Source organism: Sphingobacterium sp. UBA3519 (genome assembly GCF_002377215.1).
GTDB classification, from domain to species: Bacteria; Bacteroidota; Bacteroidia; order Sphingobacteriales; family Sphingobacteriaceae; genus Sphingobacterium; species Sphingobacterium multivorum.
The window spans coordinates 66057-80963 of the sequence record NZ_DFPI01000024.1 but is presented as its reverse complement, the minus strand read 5'-3'; the positions used below and the strand labels follow the sequence as shown (position 1 = coordinate 80963).

At 35.2% G+C, this 14907-nt stretch carries 13 protein-coding genes; 7 read left to right on the top strand and 6 right to left on the bottom strand.

Annotation, left to right across the window (positions count from 1 at the left end):
- Window positions 1-27: 27 nt before the first annotated feature.
- Complete coding sequence (locus B3297_RS12975) at window positions 28-2028, bottom strand: thioredoxin domain-containing protein (RefSeq protein ID WP_159333432.1); 2001 nt, start codon at window positions 2026-2028, stop codon at window positions 28-30.
- A 44-nt stretch (window positions 2029-2072) separates the two neighbouring features.
- Here B3297_RS12975 and B3297_RS24880 point away from each other — a divergent pair, with 44 nt between their 5' ends.
- Entirely contained in the window at window positions 2073-2306 is a 234-nt protein-coding gene (locus B3297_RS24880) for a phosphatidylglycerol lysyltransferase domain-containing protein (protein ID WP_369012069.1), read from the top strand.
- Window positions 2307-2403: 97 nt separating this feature from the next.
- Here B3297_RS24880 and B3297_RS12970 read toward each other — a convergent pair whose 3' ends face one another.
- Window positions 2404-2895 (bottom strand): SixA phosphatase family protein, encoded by a 492-nt coding sequence (locus B3297_RS12970; protein ID WP_286727835.1) that lies wholly within the window; start codon window positions 2893-2895, stop codon window positions 2404-2406.
- A gap of 395 nt (window positions 2896-3290) precedes the next feature.
- On the opposite strand from B3297_RS12970, the gene B3297_RS12965 reads away from it, so the two are divergent.
- The 4 genes from B3297_RS12965 to B3297_RS12950 are packed head-to-tail and all read left to right on the top strand — an operon-like array spanning window position 3291 to window position 8064.
- Complete coding sequence (locus tag B3297_RS12965; RefSeq protein ID WP_286727834.1) at window positions 3291-4520, top strand: hypothetical protein; 1230 nt, start codon at window positions 3291-3293, stop codon at window positions 4518-4520.
- A 52-nt stretch (window positions 4521-4572) separates the two neighbouring features.
- On the top strand, window positions 4573-5631 hold the full coding sequence (locus B3297_RS12960; RefSeq protein ID WP_286778996.1) for a glycosyltransferase family 2 protein: 1059 nt from the start codon (window positions 4573-4575) through the stop codon (window positions 5629-5631).
- The gene (locus B3297_RS12955; protein WP_286727832.1) at window positions 5628-6884 is read left to right on the top strand and encodes a glycosyltransferase; all 1257 of its coding nucleotides are present in this window, start codon (window positions 5628-5630) and stop codon (window positions 6882-6884) included. The genes B3297_RS12960 and B3297_RS12955 overlap by 4 nt, the downstream gene beginning before the upstream one ends.
- Window positions 6877-8064 (top strand): glycosyltransferase, encoded by a 1188-nt coding sequence (locus B3297_RS12950; RefSeq protein ID WP_286727831.1) that lies wholly within the window; start codon window positions 6877-6879, stop codon window positions 8062-8064. The genes B3297_RS12955 and B3297_RS12950 overlap by 8 nt, the downstream gene beginning before the upstream one ends.
- Before the next feature lie 67 nt (window positions 8065-8131).
- Here the strand turns inward: B3297_RS12950 and B3297_RS12945 are convergent, their stop codons facing one another.
- Both B3297_RS12945 and B3297_RS12940 read right to left on the bottom strand, forming a co-directional pair.
- Window positions 8132-9466: a glycosyltransferase gene (locus tag B3297_RS12945; RefSeq protein ID WP_286778995.1), complete on the bottom strand. Its 1335-nt coding sequence runs from the start codon at window positions 9464-9466 to the stop codon at window positions 8132-8134.
- Between the two features lie 427 nt (window positions 9467-9893).
- Window positions 9894-10919, bottom strand: coding sequence for a hypothetical protein (locus tag B3297_RS12940; protein WP_286727829.1), 1026 nt, complete (start codon window positions 10917-10919; stop codon window positions 9894-9896).
- 146 nt (window positions 10920-11065) lie between these two features.
- On the opposite strand from B3297_RS12940, the gene B3297_RS12935 reads away from it, so the two are divergent.
- Window positions 11066-12064 (top strand): hypothetical protein, encoded by a 999-nt coding sequence (locus B3297_RS12935; RefSeq protein ID WP_286727828.1) that lies wholly within the window; start codon window positions 11066-11068, stop codon window positions 12062-12064.
- A 26-nt stretch (window positions 12065-12090) separates the two neighbouring features.
- Here the strand turns inward: B3297_RS12935 and B3297_RS12930 are convergent, their stop codons facing one another.
- Both B3297_RS12930 and B3297_RS12925 read right to left on the bottom strand, forming a co-directional pair.
- Window positions 12091-13104: a glycosyltransferase family protein gene (locus B3297_RS12930; protein ID WP_286727827.1), complete on the bottom strand. Its 1014-nt coding sequence runs from the start codon at window positions 13102-13104 to the stop codon at window positions 12091-12093.
- Window positions 13101-13856 carry a glycosyltransferase family 2 protein gene (locus tag B3297_RS12925; RefSeq protein ID WP_286727826.1) on the bottom strand — a complete coding sequence of 252 codons (756 nt, stop codon included), beginning with the start codon at window positions 13854-13856 and terminating at the stop codon, window positions 13101-13103. The genes B3297_RS12930 and B3297_RS12925 overlap by 4 nt, the downstream gene beginning before the upstream one ends.
- 357 nt (window positions 13857-14213) lie before the next feature.
- Between B3297_RS12925 and B3297_RS12920 the strand changes: the two genes are divergently transcribed.
- Window positions 14214-14879: a glycosyltransferase family 32 protein gene (locus B3297_RS12920; protein ID WP_286727825.1), complete on the top strand. Its 666-nt coding sequence runs from the start codon at window positions 14214-14216 to the stop codon at window positions 14877-14879.
- Window positions 14880-14907 lie beyond the last annotated feature (28 nt).

Below are 14907 nucleotides of genomic sequence, written 5' to 3'. Positions count from 1 at the left end.
ATTTTTGGAAGCCGAGGCTACCGTTTATTAAATATAATTTATTAACGCTTGTATTGAATCCTGTGGTAGACTGCAGGTCTTGTTTTTACAAAGATATGCTTTTGTCTCCTTTCCGACTCTATGTTCTAGCAATGGAAGATTTTCTTCCGTACCGCCAAGAACAATTTTGTTAGGAATATAATATTTGCCGAGTTCATTTTTGAAAGCCATCGCTTTATCCCCCGTCAATGCAATTTCATTGATTCCATATATTTCTTCTAGCAATAATATTGCCCAATTTGAATAGGCCGAACCATAAGTCTTGATTTGCGGGAATACATTCGCTAGCAATTGGTCTGTAATGGCGATGTAATTTTCATTGTCAAAAAGTAAACCTAATCGTTTCAATTGGCGAACCATTGTCGAGGAAGAGGACGGGATTACGTTATCCAAAATTTCGCTTTTCCGTGCGATAAGTTCCTCCGCCGCTGTCGACGTATAGTAGAATGTTTTTTGTGATCCATCGTAAAACAATGCAATGGCCTCATCGGCAAGCTGTCTTGCTTTTGTGAGCCAATTGAGGTCAAATGTCGCTTCATATAAGGCTATAAAGGCTTCAATAGTGAATGCATAGTCATCCAGGAAGCCTGCGATCGCTCTGTTGTTATCTTTTGGTTGGTGCAATAACTGGAGGTCGTCTTGAATAAGGTGTGTACAGATAAACTGGGCATTGTTTAAAGCGAGTTCGAGAAAATGGCTGTTCCCAAGACTGTGATAAGCATCTATTAGTCCTTTTAGAAATAAAGCATTCCAGGTGGTCAGCTGCTTATGGTCGAGTCCCGGACGGATCCGTTGTTCACGATAGTTGTATAATTTTTTCTTTGAAATTTTTAGAAAATCTGCCCATTCGTCAGCTGACATATTGACCTTTGTTGCTAACTGGTCTGCATTAATGGCGCAAATAGGAATGTTGGTTTTCTGCTCCTCCCAGTTGCCGACTTCGGTTATGTTAAAATATTGCCCGAGTAGGGGGGCATCATCGCCCAATACCTCGTCAAATTCAGCTTTGGAGAAGGAATAGTATTTCCCTTCAATGCCCTCGCTATCGGCATCTAAAGCGCTATAGAAACCATGGTTTGGAGCAAGCATTTCACGCTCGGCCCAAGTAATCGTTTCTTCGATAATCCGTTTATAGAATGGATCCCGACTTTGTTGATAAGCTTCGGCATACAGGGACAGTAGCTGGCCATTGTCATAAAGCATTTTTTCGAAGTGGGGAATATGCCAATAATGGTCCACCGAATAGCGGGCAAAGCCACCTCCGATCTGGTCATATATACCACCAGATGCTATCTTTTTTAATGTAAAATGGACATGATCTAAGATCTCCCGATCGTCGGCAAGTACGCCATATTTTAGGAAGAATAACCAATTGTTTGGTAGCGGAAATTTGGGCGCTCTTTGATAACCACCTTCTTTTTTATCGAACATCTCGGTCCAAGGGGCAACAATTTCATTTAAATTTTCAATCGTGTATTGATCGGGGATGGGATGGATGGGGAGTTTCTCGGCCCGTTGAATGCCATTGTTTAGCTTTTCGGCATAGTCAAACGCGACTTCGGGTTTCTCCGCCCACATTTGTGCAATTTGCAATAAGATATTCTGCCAGTCGTGCGGTTTGAAATAGGTACCACCGTAAATAGGTCTCCCATCGGGCAGGCAGATACAATTCAATGGCCAGCCCCCGGCATTGGTCATCAGTTGCACCGCAAGCATATACACTTGATCAATATCGGGGCGTTCTTCGCGGTCAATTTTGATCGATACGAAAAACGTATTCATGGTTTGGGCGATGGCTGAGTTTTCAAAACTTTCACGCTCCATCACATGGCACCAATGGCAAGCCGAGTAGCCAATGCTTACGATGATCAGTTTATTTTCGTCTTTTGCTTTTTTTAAAGCTTCCGGCCCCCAGGGCATCCAATCTACTGGATTGTGTGCGTGCTGTTTAAGGTAGGGTGAATTTTCAAATTGCAATTGATTCGCCATAGGACGAAGGTAGTGAAAAAGTAATTATTAACGAAGCTGTTGTATTGATTATCCGTTTTTTAGCGTATTGTAAAGAGGAAGGTTATTCTTTTTTTAATAGGGGACTGACTCCTTTTTCAGGATTTGACAAGAAGAAAGGGCTAATTGAACGTTTGATCAGTTTTCTTTATGAAAGTAATCCTTACTTCCGTGAACCAAAGGGACTGAAAGAATTTAAGGGAAAATTTGATCCTGCAGGGTTGAGAAATTTGTGGTGTATTCACATGATTTGGATTTGATTTCAGTGCCTTTGGTGATTGATAGGGCACTGAAATCAAATGTGGGCAAGTGATAAGCTGATCTTATCTGAAGATAAGTTTGTTCTTTGATCGGATTTTAATCAATTATTTGCACAAGATCGGCACAATTGCCGCTGAGCATCTGAAAGGTGAAACCGGTATCGAGCTTGATCTCTGCGCAGGATGAGGTGCGTAAATAGGCCGCTTTTCGGGTCAGGTATTCCACTAGATCAGTCAGCGTTGGATTGTGTCCAAAGAGTAGTACATGATTGATATGATCCGGAATAGCATTTATAATGGATAGCAAATGCTTGTACGTACATTCATAAATTGTTTCTTCAATTTGGATATCAAAAGAAGAAGAGCCCATGACATCTAGAAAAATACGTGTTGTCTGGAGTGCGCGATTGGCTGGCGAACTGATCACGATACTGTTTTCATCTAAAGTCAATTTTGCCGATAGCTTAGCCGCTACTTGTTTGGCGTGTTGTATACCGTCGGATGTGAGTGCGCGATCAAAATCGTTTATGCCCGGAATAGTTTCAGCTTTGGCATGTCGGATGATATAAAGTTTTTTACTGTTGTCCATGATTAAAATTTTTGATTCTTATACAATATAAATAATAACGTTTGTTGTACCGGTTCATTGTGTTTGGGTAATGAGCAGGCTTGCGTATGAATACAAATAATAATACAGGAAGTTTTGAAAAGTATATACTCTATGAATAGTTTTTTACTTCAAGTGATACGTTCACTATCGTGTCAAAGCTAAACCATTGTGTTTTTTTAATGCTTAGAATGGCAAAGCGAAAGTCTTGATTAAAAAGCGAAAATCGTTGTTTTACTTTGATAAAATTATGCTAATTTCGCAGCGAAAAACAATAACTTGTTTTATATAGCTATTTGCCGTAAGCTTATTTTATTTATTGAAAAACATCGTTAGCCAAGTCGCGTTTTTTTGTTTCTACCGTTTGATTTTTACTTATGATTCGTAATTTTTTGATGCTTCTTTATGGAAGTATTTTCCTAGTGGCTTGCAGTCGTTCGGAGGATTTTTTTGCGGGGGACGTTGAGTCTCCTATTTGGACTGTTGATCCCATTGATTCGGTTACTTTTGATAGTGATGAAGGTTTGGTCAATATTCATACTGTTGCTGATGCTAATTTTAAGGGGCTAAAAAATGCCACTGATTTTATAGATATTTCGGGAATAAATGCCAGTTATTGTCATCCAGATGTTCTTTATTTTCCAAATAAACTGAACGGATACAAATATTGGATGGTTTTTACACCTTATTTTGGCGCAGTTGGAACTAACCAGAATTCAAAGAAATTTGAAAATCCAAGTGTTGTTGTATCAAATGATGGCCTTGATTGGGTAAATCCGCCGGGCTTGAACAATCCAATTATCAATGCACCCTTTCCGACAGAAAGTTTCGGAGAAAACAAGGTTGACCCGATTCAGGGATTTTGGTCTGATGTCGATTGGATCTATTTAAATAATCAGTTTTATCTTTATTATAGGGGTAGTTTTATCACGGCTCAATCTTTGAAAGGCAAATGTGTGTTAAGTAATACCAATTTTGATCGACTGAAACAAAATGCACATCGCACTATTGTACAACAAACATCTACAGATGGTATAAAGTGGTCGAATCTGAACGTCGCTTTTACCAGCAATCCACCTTTCACCCCCAAGGATGACCATTTATTGTCTCCCTCTTTTATCCATGATGGGGGTGAGTTTTTGAGTTATGAAATCGAACTCAATCTTAATCCCAAGAATTTTAAAGGTAAAGACCCCTCTTATGTTGTTCGTAGAACGTCGACTGATGGGATTAATTTTACAGGGTTTCGCGACAGCAAAATAGTTAATTTCTTTAATAAACCCTGGCTGAAGGAAGGTAATGGTAATTCCCCATGGCATATTCAGGCAACATATGCTGACGGTTATTACTTTTTATGTATTGCTGTTGGTGAAGTGAAAAGATACACGGCAGAGTTATTATATGTGGCTTATTCGAAAGATGGATTAAATTTCAAAGTATTCCCGAAGCCCTTATTAAAAAATAATGCCTATCGAAGTTCTATTTTTCCAATGGGCAGCAATGAATCTTTAATCAAAATGGGGGCAATGATCGGGAATAAATCAGGGGAATTCCGATACCGGGAATTTACGTTAAACAAAGATAGGATCGAAAAATCTTTAAAATGATTTCGGTATTTGATATATAATTCGTCTTGCTATTTTTGTATATTGAATGTCAATGATGGAAAAAAATGGTAGTACGAAGGGGACTTTTCGCGTTGCTGTGTCGGTAGTGATTCCGGTATACAATGTCGAAAAATATTTAGATGAGACAATTCAAAGTGTGCTTAATCAAGAATTGCAGGATTTTGAAATTATTCTTGTCAATGATGGTAGTCTAGATTCTTCTGCAGCAATATGCCAAAAATATGCATCCTTAGATCCGAGAATTTACTTTTTTGATCAGGACAATGCTGGTGTTTCCGTTGCGAGAAACAATGGTCTGAGTCATGCGCGAGGAGAGTATGTCTATTTTTTGGATTCTGATGATACGATTGATTCCGAATTCTTGACTGGAGCTTATACATTAGCAAAACAAGATGATCTTGATCTAGTCGTTGTAGGAGAGATATATTGTTACAGAGCAAAACGATTGACTGCTGTACCTACTTGTGGATTGTTTATAAAAAAGTCATTATTGGACAGCTATCCTGATATTCGCTTTCCCGTGGGAATCCAACCTTGTGAGGACGGTTTGTTTTCACATTGCCTTTTTTTAATGACTGATAAAATAGGATTCAATCCGAATGCAAAATATTTTTATAGACAACACGAGAATCAAAATCATGTACGCATCAATAAAGAAACAGCTCGCATCTTAAACCAGATACCTAATTGGTTGGAACTTTTAAAAATATTCTACGATCAACATGATATTTTTACCTCGAGAGCACTCAAACTAGCTTTGTTTATTGAACATGAACCGTTTGAGTTGCGTTACATAAAAATGCCTTTTGATGAGAATGAAAAAGAAGTACTTTTCAGATTATTGCAAAATTTTATGCGACAATATGTCGAGCCATATTTATCCAAAACAGATATAGAAGTATTATCGGTTCCATTTAGGTATTTCATGACAACGGAAAATCATGTGAATTTTGATAATTTTTATAAAAGCTATCGAACGAATAGAGCCCAGCAGTTTAAACATGCATTGTTTTGGGTTAAGTTTATTCCAATTTCTAAATTAAGGAGGAAACTTCGCAATAATATCAGAAATAAATATATTGATATATGAAGATTCTATTAATACAACATTTGTATTTTTTAAATGGAATAGGAGGAACAGAAAAAATCTGCTCGATATTGGCTAACATTTTATCCGCCAATGGTTATGAAGTCGAAATAGCCACTAATGAAAATGTAGTTGGTAAGCCAGTGTTTACTTTGGATAAAAGCGTACGTGTTACAAACATATATGACGTAAATCTGGAACAAAAAGAGGAGATCCCCTTATATAATTATAAAGGCAGAAATGCTTTTCTTTGGATAAAATATAAGATAGAAAAGAAGTATGCTAAATGGTATAATCGCCGTTTAATAAAGCGTATGGAAGGGGAGGATAAACTATTTCAGTATAATTTGAGAAACCGGGCGACTGCTTGGAAAAGTTACATTGATCTAGTTAAGCCAAATTTGATTATTACAATGTCTATTGGTTCATTGTTGGAAATTACCTATGGAAACACGCTGACAATACCAATTTTAGATTCGGTGAACGGTCGGCCAGATTATGATTACTCCAATATTCTGGGCGGAAGGAAATCGTATATGGTTGATTTATTGACGTCAAGTTTTAGTAAGCTTGATGGCATCCAAATTCTTTTTGATAGTTATAGAAAATTTTTGCCCGATAATTTTGCCGGCGAATGCCGTGTTATTACGAATCCTATCGACGAGGTAAGCGACACCGATTTGGTTCGACATAGTAATGAAAAATCGAGATTTAAGATAATTCATATTGGACGCTTGGATACTGCGTGTAAACAGCAACATATAGCTATAGATATTTTCTCTAATTTGGCAGAAAAATACCCGACATGGGATTTGGAATTTTGGGGTATAGGTAATGACTTTGAGCGATTGAAATTACAGATTATTGAACTGGGCCTATCCAAAAGAATTTTCCTTCGCGGATTTACTGACGATCCCATCGCAAAGATGAAGGATGCAGATATCTTTATTTTTCCAAGCAAATATGAAGGGTTTGGGCTTGCTTTGGCCGAAGCAATGTCCGTTGGTTTACCTAGTATAGGTTTTGCTACATGTTCTGGTGTGAACGAATTAATAAAGCACGGTGAGAATGGGTTTTTGGCGAACGATCGAGAGGGTATGGAGCTTCATCTTGAGCAATTAATAAATAATCCACTTCTTCGTGAACAAATGGGGATAAAAGGGAAAATTTTTATAAAAGATTTTAATCTTGATAAAATGACGAGGGGATGGTTGGAGTTGGTTAATGCTGTAATAAATAAATATGACAATGTCTAAAAGGAAACGAGTACTATATTTTATGCCGGTTAATCCGATGAATGATCGCGCAGGAAATATCACGAGATGTATACAATTGCTAGAATATTTTGAACGAAATAGCTCTTATGTAGAAACAGCTTTTGTTTCATTTGATCATTGGGCGCAGGCGGACAAAATGTCTTTTGAGCAGAAATTTCCAAATATTCGTTTAATACTTATACAGCATAGGGAAAATAAGGGAAATTATCTAAAATATTTCTTTCGGGATAAGCTTTCGAGATTATTCTTAAAAAAAGGATTAGATCAGGTAACGCCTTTCCATTTGAAACAAATAAGAAAGCACCTTAGCGGCAATTTTGATATTACATTGATAAGTTACGTTGAATGGGGGAGATTTGTTGAGGCAGTTCCATCTAAACGTACCATAATAGATACACATGATTTAATTACATCTCAATATTTAACGCGGAGTGGAGATAGAAAGTCGATAGGGCAGGTTTTCCAAGAAGAACTTGAGATTCTTAATTGTGCTGATGAGGTATGGACTTATTCAATTGAAGAACAATATATCTTTGAGCAGTTTCTCACAAATAAAGTGAGATTGCTTCCAGTTTCATCAAGTATTCGCAAAAAAGAGAAAGTAGAAAATAGGATAGATCATGAAATTCTATATGTTGCTAGTGATAATGGCCATAACCAAAGAAGTATTGAGTGGTTTATTCAAGAAGTTCTACCTTTGGTTAATGAACGTTTTTCATTGACAGTTGTAGGTAAGATTTGTGATAAAATCGAGAATAACAGTCGAATCGAGAAAGTGGGTGTGGTAGATGATTTATCCGATATATATAATACTAGCAAGATTACTATTTGTCCAATGCTATCTGGGACAGGAATTAAAATAAAAGTGTTGGAATCGCTTGGTTACGGTCTACCCGTTGTGACGAATAGACGAGGTGTTGATGGCCTAGTCAACAAAGTTTCAAATGGTTGTTTAATTGCGGATGACCCTAATCAATTTGCTTTTTATATCAACAAGTTATTGAGTGATTCTCAGTTTTATAATCAATTACAAACCCGGGGGGTGCAGTTTTATGAAAGCTATTATGCCCCAAATAATGAAATCAGGATACTCGATGAATGCTTTTTAGGAAAAGAAAATATAGATATAGAGGGGTCTAATTTGAGAGATATCAAGTAGAATTTAATATTTTATTGCTAAATATCTGTTTCATAAAATACTGAACCGCTTTATGAAACAGGTATTTTTATTCCTCCCAGATATAGGTCTTGTTTTTACCGAAGACTTTATTTGTAAAGTTTTTAAGCCTTAACTTCCATTTAACAACCTTTGTTCTTTTTAAAGCATCTAATTTACTTGTAAGAATCGTGTTTTCTTGCTGAAGGTTAAAAACCGTTTGGTTTATATCCATCTTAATTTTGGGTACGCAAAATTGATAAATATAATCTAATCTGTTTTTGATAGCTAGTCCTATATTTTCCGGATCTAATCGGTTTTTTACTTCATTTTTGGCTCTTTCTCCTATGCAAGTCCTAAAGTCTTTTTCATTAAACAACTTTAACATCAGTTTACTTGCATATTCAACATCAGGATCTGCCCAATGTGTCTCGGCATTTTCAGTATAGACATAATTATTTTTAGTTGATATTAGTTGATACGGGACAAGACAACTATTTTCAAAATTCATAAAATCTAAATTACCAGAATAGGCGGTCGCAATAACAGGCTTACCTAGAGACATTGCTTCGGCTAAAGTCAAACCAAAACCTTCGGATCGATGTAAAGAAACGAAAACATCACAATTATTAATCAACGCGTCCAAGCTTTCTCTTGGTAGAATTTCTTCGATTAAGATGATGGCCGGATTTGTTCTTATCCGATTCTTTAATTTTTCTCTCATTTCCTTGAACTTATCTCCAACAGATGTTTTTATGATTAAAACAGCTTGTGTATTGTTTTCACCAAAGGCCTTTTCGAAGGCTGAAATAGTGGAGTAAGGATTTTTTCGCTCTAATATACTGTGATAATCGAACATTGAAAGAAAAATGAATTTTTCTTTTGGAAGATTAAGTTCTTCGCGAGAAAGTTGTGTAGTCGGGATTTTAATGGAGTGCATAAACCGAAGTACCGGCTTGTTTGAAACTTGGGCAATGGCATTTTGACAGAAATTACTTGGTACCCAGATTTCGTCTAAGATTTCAATATAATCCTGAAAGTCTGTCGGGAAATAATCTAACTCCCATGCCCAAAAACCAATGTTATATTTCCCCTTCAAATAGGATTTATTATTTGATGAAATTACTTTTGAAAAATTGTCAAAATTTATCTGTATCAGATTGACCGAATATGGATTTTCATCGATAATCTCAATAGAGTTATTACGTTCTTCTTTGATATCAGGAGATATCTCAAATTTGACATCATTGATAACATAAGGGATATTGGCACTTTTGATAGAACGGATATTGCTCCGAACGGCCTCACCTAGTCCAAATTGTTTGTGAATATAACCAAGAATATTAATTCCTTTTGCCTCTGACATGTATGATTTTTTTGTTTTATGAACATATAAATATGTCATAGTTTGTATTTACTAATGAATATTTATATGTTGTACAATTTTTAAATGAATTAACAAGCTCGCTAAGAACTAAAAAAGTAGTATTTCTACACGATAAAACTATCAATATATAGAAATGCTAAAAATAAAAAGACATTGTGTAATAAATGTAAACGTTTTTAATCAGATTTTGCCACATATATAATGAAAATCATTTAGAGGTAGATTAGTATATATGTTAATTTTTAACTTTTATACATCGATTTTCTAAGCTTATGCAGCCCGTTTTACTACTGAATCTAGCCTTCCTGTTGAGACGAATCTAGTATTTTAACCTGCTGCTTTAATTTTTTAAAAAGTTGAAACAATAGTACGGGATAGTCAAAAAAAAAGCATTTGCTAATATGTATATTAAAATTATTGATTGATATATGTATGTTATGCCAGACTATTTTTTTGGCAATGAAATGGGATCGAAATCCTTGGACTTTAAAACAAATTTTATCCAATTATCTAATGCATACTTTTCTTTAATCCTTTTTGGTAATTTCTTGTAGGGAGTATGATAAAATTTTAAAAATTCTTGAGGAGATTGATTGTTCCAAATGAGAATGTTATTAGGGTCATAAAATTCATAATTTTCTATATCTTTATTAGTCGTAATCAGCTTTTTTTCATAACCAATGGATTCAAAGATACGGAACGATAAACCAGATTGGCTTTGTATTTGCACATCGATTAATAATGACGAGGCCAAAACATTTCGCAGATTTTCTTGATAATTAGTCATTGATGATGTTGTTTTAAACCCTAAGTTATAGGCCTCTTTTATTTCGTTTTTGTTTTTCGAATAAATAATAAAATTGAATGGAAACAAAGCAGATTCCAATGTGTTTTTAATTTCAGTTAGAGGTATAATTTTATCTTTTTGATAAGAATTGATGGAGTATGCGCTTACTGTTTCTATATAATTTAAAGACGAAACAGTGTGGGGAAGATAAAAATTTGTACAACCAAAAACATTAAGTTTAGATTTTAGATCTATTGGGTCGAAAACATAAAAATCGGTGAAATAAGGAATATAATCGGTGACACCCGCATAACGATCAATGCCATCCCAATGGTAACCGACTATTTTATTGAATTTATTTTTGACTTTTTTAAAGAAATCCAACGGAAACAGATCTGGACGAATGAATAATGCATAATTTAAATTAGGATATTTATCGAGTTCTTCGATTAAATTTTCTGATATTACCTTGGAACGAATTGTCGATTTATATTTTTTATCCTTCAGAAAAGTTTTACGTACTAGGTTCACAATCCTAGTTGAAAGATTAGGGTATTTAAAATTATTATTTATTTTAGAGAGATCTACCACATGATATCCAATCTTGGTAAGCTCATCCTTTATTGCATCTGAAAAACCAAAATCCTCAGGAGCACCAAAGACTAATGTTGTTCGTTCTTGCATTCTTTTAACTTTGAAAACGGACTTGAATGGGTAAAATACGATAACATCTTATATAAAATATCTAGACGTTGACAAAGTTACGATTTTATTTTATTCTGTTTGATTCAAACGGTAATTTTGGAATTCCATCAGCTAAAAAGAATAGGATGAGCGATCGAAAAAAAAGAATTATTCTTGGAATGCCAAGAACGTTCAGTATTTATAAGGTATTGATAAGTAGGCTTGACCAGCTCGGATTTGAGGTGATTGATATTAGCTATGATGATGATGTTTTCAAGTACCGAAATCTTTGGGATAGACTTGTTAACCTGTATCGGAAAACAGTCCTGAAAGACAAAGGGTACAAAAATAGATTGAAGTTTAAGGCATTGGGAGAAAATGTGATGCGGTGCTTGCAGACGATGAAACATCCGACAGATTATTGCTTATTGATTCGACCTGATATTTATCCCGAGGAAATTATTGATCAAATAAAGTCGAAGACAAATAAATTGATCGCTTATCAATGGGATGGCATTGATCGATATCCGGCAGTAAAGCGACTTGTCTCAAAGTTTGATCGCTTTTTTGTATTTGACCATAAAGACGCCAATCGGGAGGATGATAGATTCATTCCAACTACCAATTTTTATTTTGGGCATTTCAATAGGCGTGAAGTAATACCAAAAAAATCTTCTTTCTTTTTTGTCGGAACTTTTATGAAGGTAAGGTGGTCGCAAACTAAAGATGCTGTTGACCTTATTGTGCAAAACAATGGTACACCTAATTTCTATTTATATACTGGAGAGCGGGATTTGCCGGGCGAGTACCAGTTAGCGGGTATCACATATATTAGTTCTCCTTTGGCCTATGAAGAAAATATTCATTTAGCGTTGCAGAATGAAATCCTTGTCGACTTTTTAGTGGATGCTCATAGTGGATTGTCTTTTCGTGTATTCGAAGCAATTGGATACAGTAGAAAGCTGATAACAAATAATAATGAAGTTAAGAGTTATGATTTTTATCACCCGAATAATATCTATGTTTTGGATAATGATGAGCGCACTTTAGGTGAATTTTTGAATGCTCCTTATGCTGAAATTCATCCAGAAATAGTGGATAGATATAATTTTGATAATTGGATATTTCGGATTTTGGAGAATTAAAACAGTATTTTAATCTGGTATACTCCCTAATAGCTGGAGATCATATTTTTAGATTCAAACGTCGAAGAAATTCCAAAAATATGATCTACCCAATGATTAAGGGAATATTTTTGATATAAGCTTGTCGGTATTCTCTGATATGACAAGGTGAAAAATTGATTTTCAATATTGGAAAGATCGTCATTAACAATCAAAAAGTTTTCTGGTTTATAAAAGTCATAGGTCTGAATAGATTGATTATCAGTTATAATCTTTTTTCCGAGAGCCATCGCTTCAAAAATCCGAAAACTTAATCCAGCCTGTCCTTCGCGCATTAAATCGATGATAACTTTGGATTTTTTATACTCTTCTAGTATTTTTTCATTATTTATTGGCTTTTTCCGGAATTCTATGAGCGTTGAACCAACCGGTCTTAATATAAAGTTACGTAGTTTCTCTTTCCATACTTGTTTTCCAACTACAATAATCTTACTCCGTACTTCCAATGCAGATAGACGAACCGTGAGTTTGCGAAGGAGCTTAATACGTCGTTTATCATAGGAAGTAATGTAGAATAAATCATTTTCGATTTCTTCGGCCTGAATGGGTTGTTCTGAAAGATAGTTGTAGTTTGTTATCTTTTCAAAGCCATATTTTTTTACATCTTTGTCCTCAAATGAGTAGATCTTATCAAATAACTTAAGACGGTCCTCTACAGGAAAACGCTCCAGGTTGTCATAGAGATAAGAAATTAAGTAAGGTGTATATGATTTGATCTCTTTGATGGTCTGATAATCTAATGTATGGGGATTTAGAACGAGTATCTGATCTTGGGGACCTAGTTTTTTCAGTGTATTTACTACGTACTCCTGACGTTTTACATGTTTGATGTTTTTATTCAGAAAAATTTTGCTGATTGCATTAGAAGCCCGCTCACCGAAGTTTTTGTATTTATAGGCACCCATATTGATATGTGATGCATCAATACCCTTCTCTTGTAATTTCTTAACAATGTGGTGGTCGTAATTCCAGTAATCAAAGCTTATAATGCAAATCTTCATTTTTTTTCTTCTCTTTTCAATGACTTAAAAGTTTCATGTACACTGAGACTCTGTAAGTAGCAAAGTTGGTATCCTCGTCGCCCATCTAATATTCCTAGTTTCAAAAAGTATGCCTTAAAAAATTTAAAGGACACTTTCGCCAGATGACTTAAGAGTGAGTACCGCTTATTTTTAGCGTATAGTTCTTTCCCTTTAAGCTGACCATAATGGACCATTTTTTCCTTGTAACTCGCGTAGTCTGCGAAGGAATAATGCCATATCTTGTTTTTTAAGCTACCAATCGTGCCATTAACCAGTAATGTCTCGTGCACCTTTTTTTTGGTGTCGTATGTTGCTTTACTTTTTTTGAACAGACGGAAATTCTTATCATTTTGTGTTCCCGAAAAATTAATGCGTTCGCCACAAAAGAAAAATAAACGATACATGTAATACGCGTCTTTTGCTTGCGGATCGTTTATTGTCGATAATATCTCCGTTTGGCATGCTGAAGTCAAACGCTCATCGGCATCCAAAAAAAGCACCCAATCGTTATTCGCATAAGTCAGGGCCAAATTGCGCTGTTTGGTGAAATCCTCAAATTTGTTCTGATAAATTTTCACTTTGGGGTGCAGACCGGATAGCTCAACCGTTCGATCAGTACTGAATGAATCCAAAACGATGATCTCATCTGCAAACTCCATGCTTTTGAGGACTTCTACTATATTATCCTCTTCATTGTATGTAATGATTAAAGCGCTTATTTTTTGACTCAAGGTATACGATATAATTGAAAAATTGGACCATACGCTATTGTAACGTGAAAGCTCACTTATTCGTTACAATTTAGTTGAAAAAATGACATTTAATGTTTTCACAATGTAGATCACCGAGGTGGGCTTTATTGCTTTGTGACAAATATATTACATATTTTTTGTAATAAAATATAAAAAAAATGAAATGTTTGTGAAGTGAATAGGTATTGTTCTGATTAACACTAGACGATTAACTAAATATTAGAAAATACGTGTTTGTAAGGGATATATCGTTATTTTTGCATGTTTTATAGTTTTGAATTTATTTTTACATCACTATACACGCTGTTTATTACCATAATTTAATTTTTATTCCAAGTGGCGATTCCAAAAGTTATCTATCAGACTTTTAAGACCAATAAGATACCCTTGTTGACAAAGTTTTATATTTGGCGATTTCTAAAACGAAATAAAGGCTATACTAGACAGTTTTTTGATGATGCACAAATCGATACGCTCATTAGAGAAAATTTTGATCAACGTACTTACGAGGCCTTCGCGCGGTTGCAGATCGGTGCCGCTAAAGCGGATTTTTTTAGATATGCGGTTTTGTATGTTCATGGCGGTATCTATTTAGATTTAGATAGTGATATTATTGGCGTTTTGGATGAAGTGATTAAACCAGAAGATACGGCGGTTATTACGCATGAGAAGAATAGAAGTCTTTATGCACAATGGGCATTGATCTACGATAAAGGACACCCATTCCTGAAAAAGACGATTGAATTGATCGTACGAAATATCGAGGAAAATAGATATCCACGTGATGTCCATCAGATGACAGGACCAACGGTCTATACGGAAGCAATAAATCGGGTTTTAGAAGAAGATCCTCAGGTTGCCTATCGTCGTATTACCGACGATTATCAAGGACTTTTGAAGTTCAAGTATAAACTAAGTAAGATTCTGATTTATGGCGATCGCTCACTACATTGGAAAAAAATGCAGCTTCGTGTACCTGTGGTCAAACCTAAGGACGATTAGATAGCGACAGCTCTTATTTCTTATATAT

What these genes read in the sequence shown, in the direction of transcription:
- B3297_RS12975 (WP_159333432.1), bottom strand. Translation starts at nt 2,028, where the DNA reads ATGGCGAATCAATTGCAATTTGAAAATTCACCCTACCTTAAACAGCAC.
- B3297_RS12970 (WP_286727835.1), bottom strand. Translation starts at nt 2,895, where the DNA reads ATGGACAACAGTAAAAAACTTTATATCATCCGACATGCCAAAGCTGAA.
- B3297_RS12965 (WP_286727834.1), top strand. Translation starts at nt 3,291, where the DNA reads ATGATTCGTAATTTTTTGATGCTTCTTTATGGAAGTATTTTCCTAGTG.
- B3297_RS12960 (WP_286778996.1), top strand. Translation starts at nt 4,573, where the DNA reads ATGATGGAAAAAAATGGTAGTACGAAGGGGACTTTTCGCGTTGCTGTG.
- B3297_RS12955 (WP_286727832.1), top strand. Translation starts at nt 5,628, where the DNA reads ATGAAGATTCTATTAATACAACATTTGTATTTTTTAAATGGAATAGGA.
- B3297_RS12950 (WP_286727831.1), top strand. Translation starts at nt 6,877, where the DNA reads ATGTCTAAAAGGAAACGAGTACTATATTTTATGCCGGTTAATCCGATG.
- B3297_RS12945 (WP_286778995.1), bottom strand. Translation starts at nt 9,466, where the DNA reads ATGACATATTTATATGTTCATAAAACAAAAAAATCATACATGTCAGAG.
- B3297_RS12940 (WP_286727829.1), bottom strand. Translation starts at nt 10,919, where the DNA reads ATGCAAGAACGAACAACATTAGTCTTTGGTGCTCCTGAGGATTTTGGT.
- B3297_RS12935 (WP_286727828.1), top strand. Translation starts at nt 11,066, where the DNA reads ATGAGCGATCGAAAAAAAAGAATTATTCTTGGAATGCCAAGAACGTTC.
- B3297_RS12930 (WP_286727827.1), bottom strand. Translation starts at nt 13,104, where the DNA reads ATGAAGATTTGCATTATAAGCTTTGATTACTGGAATTACGACCACCAC.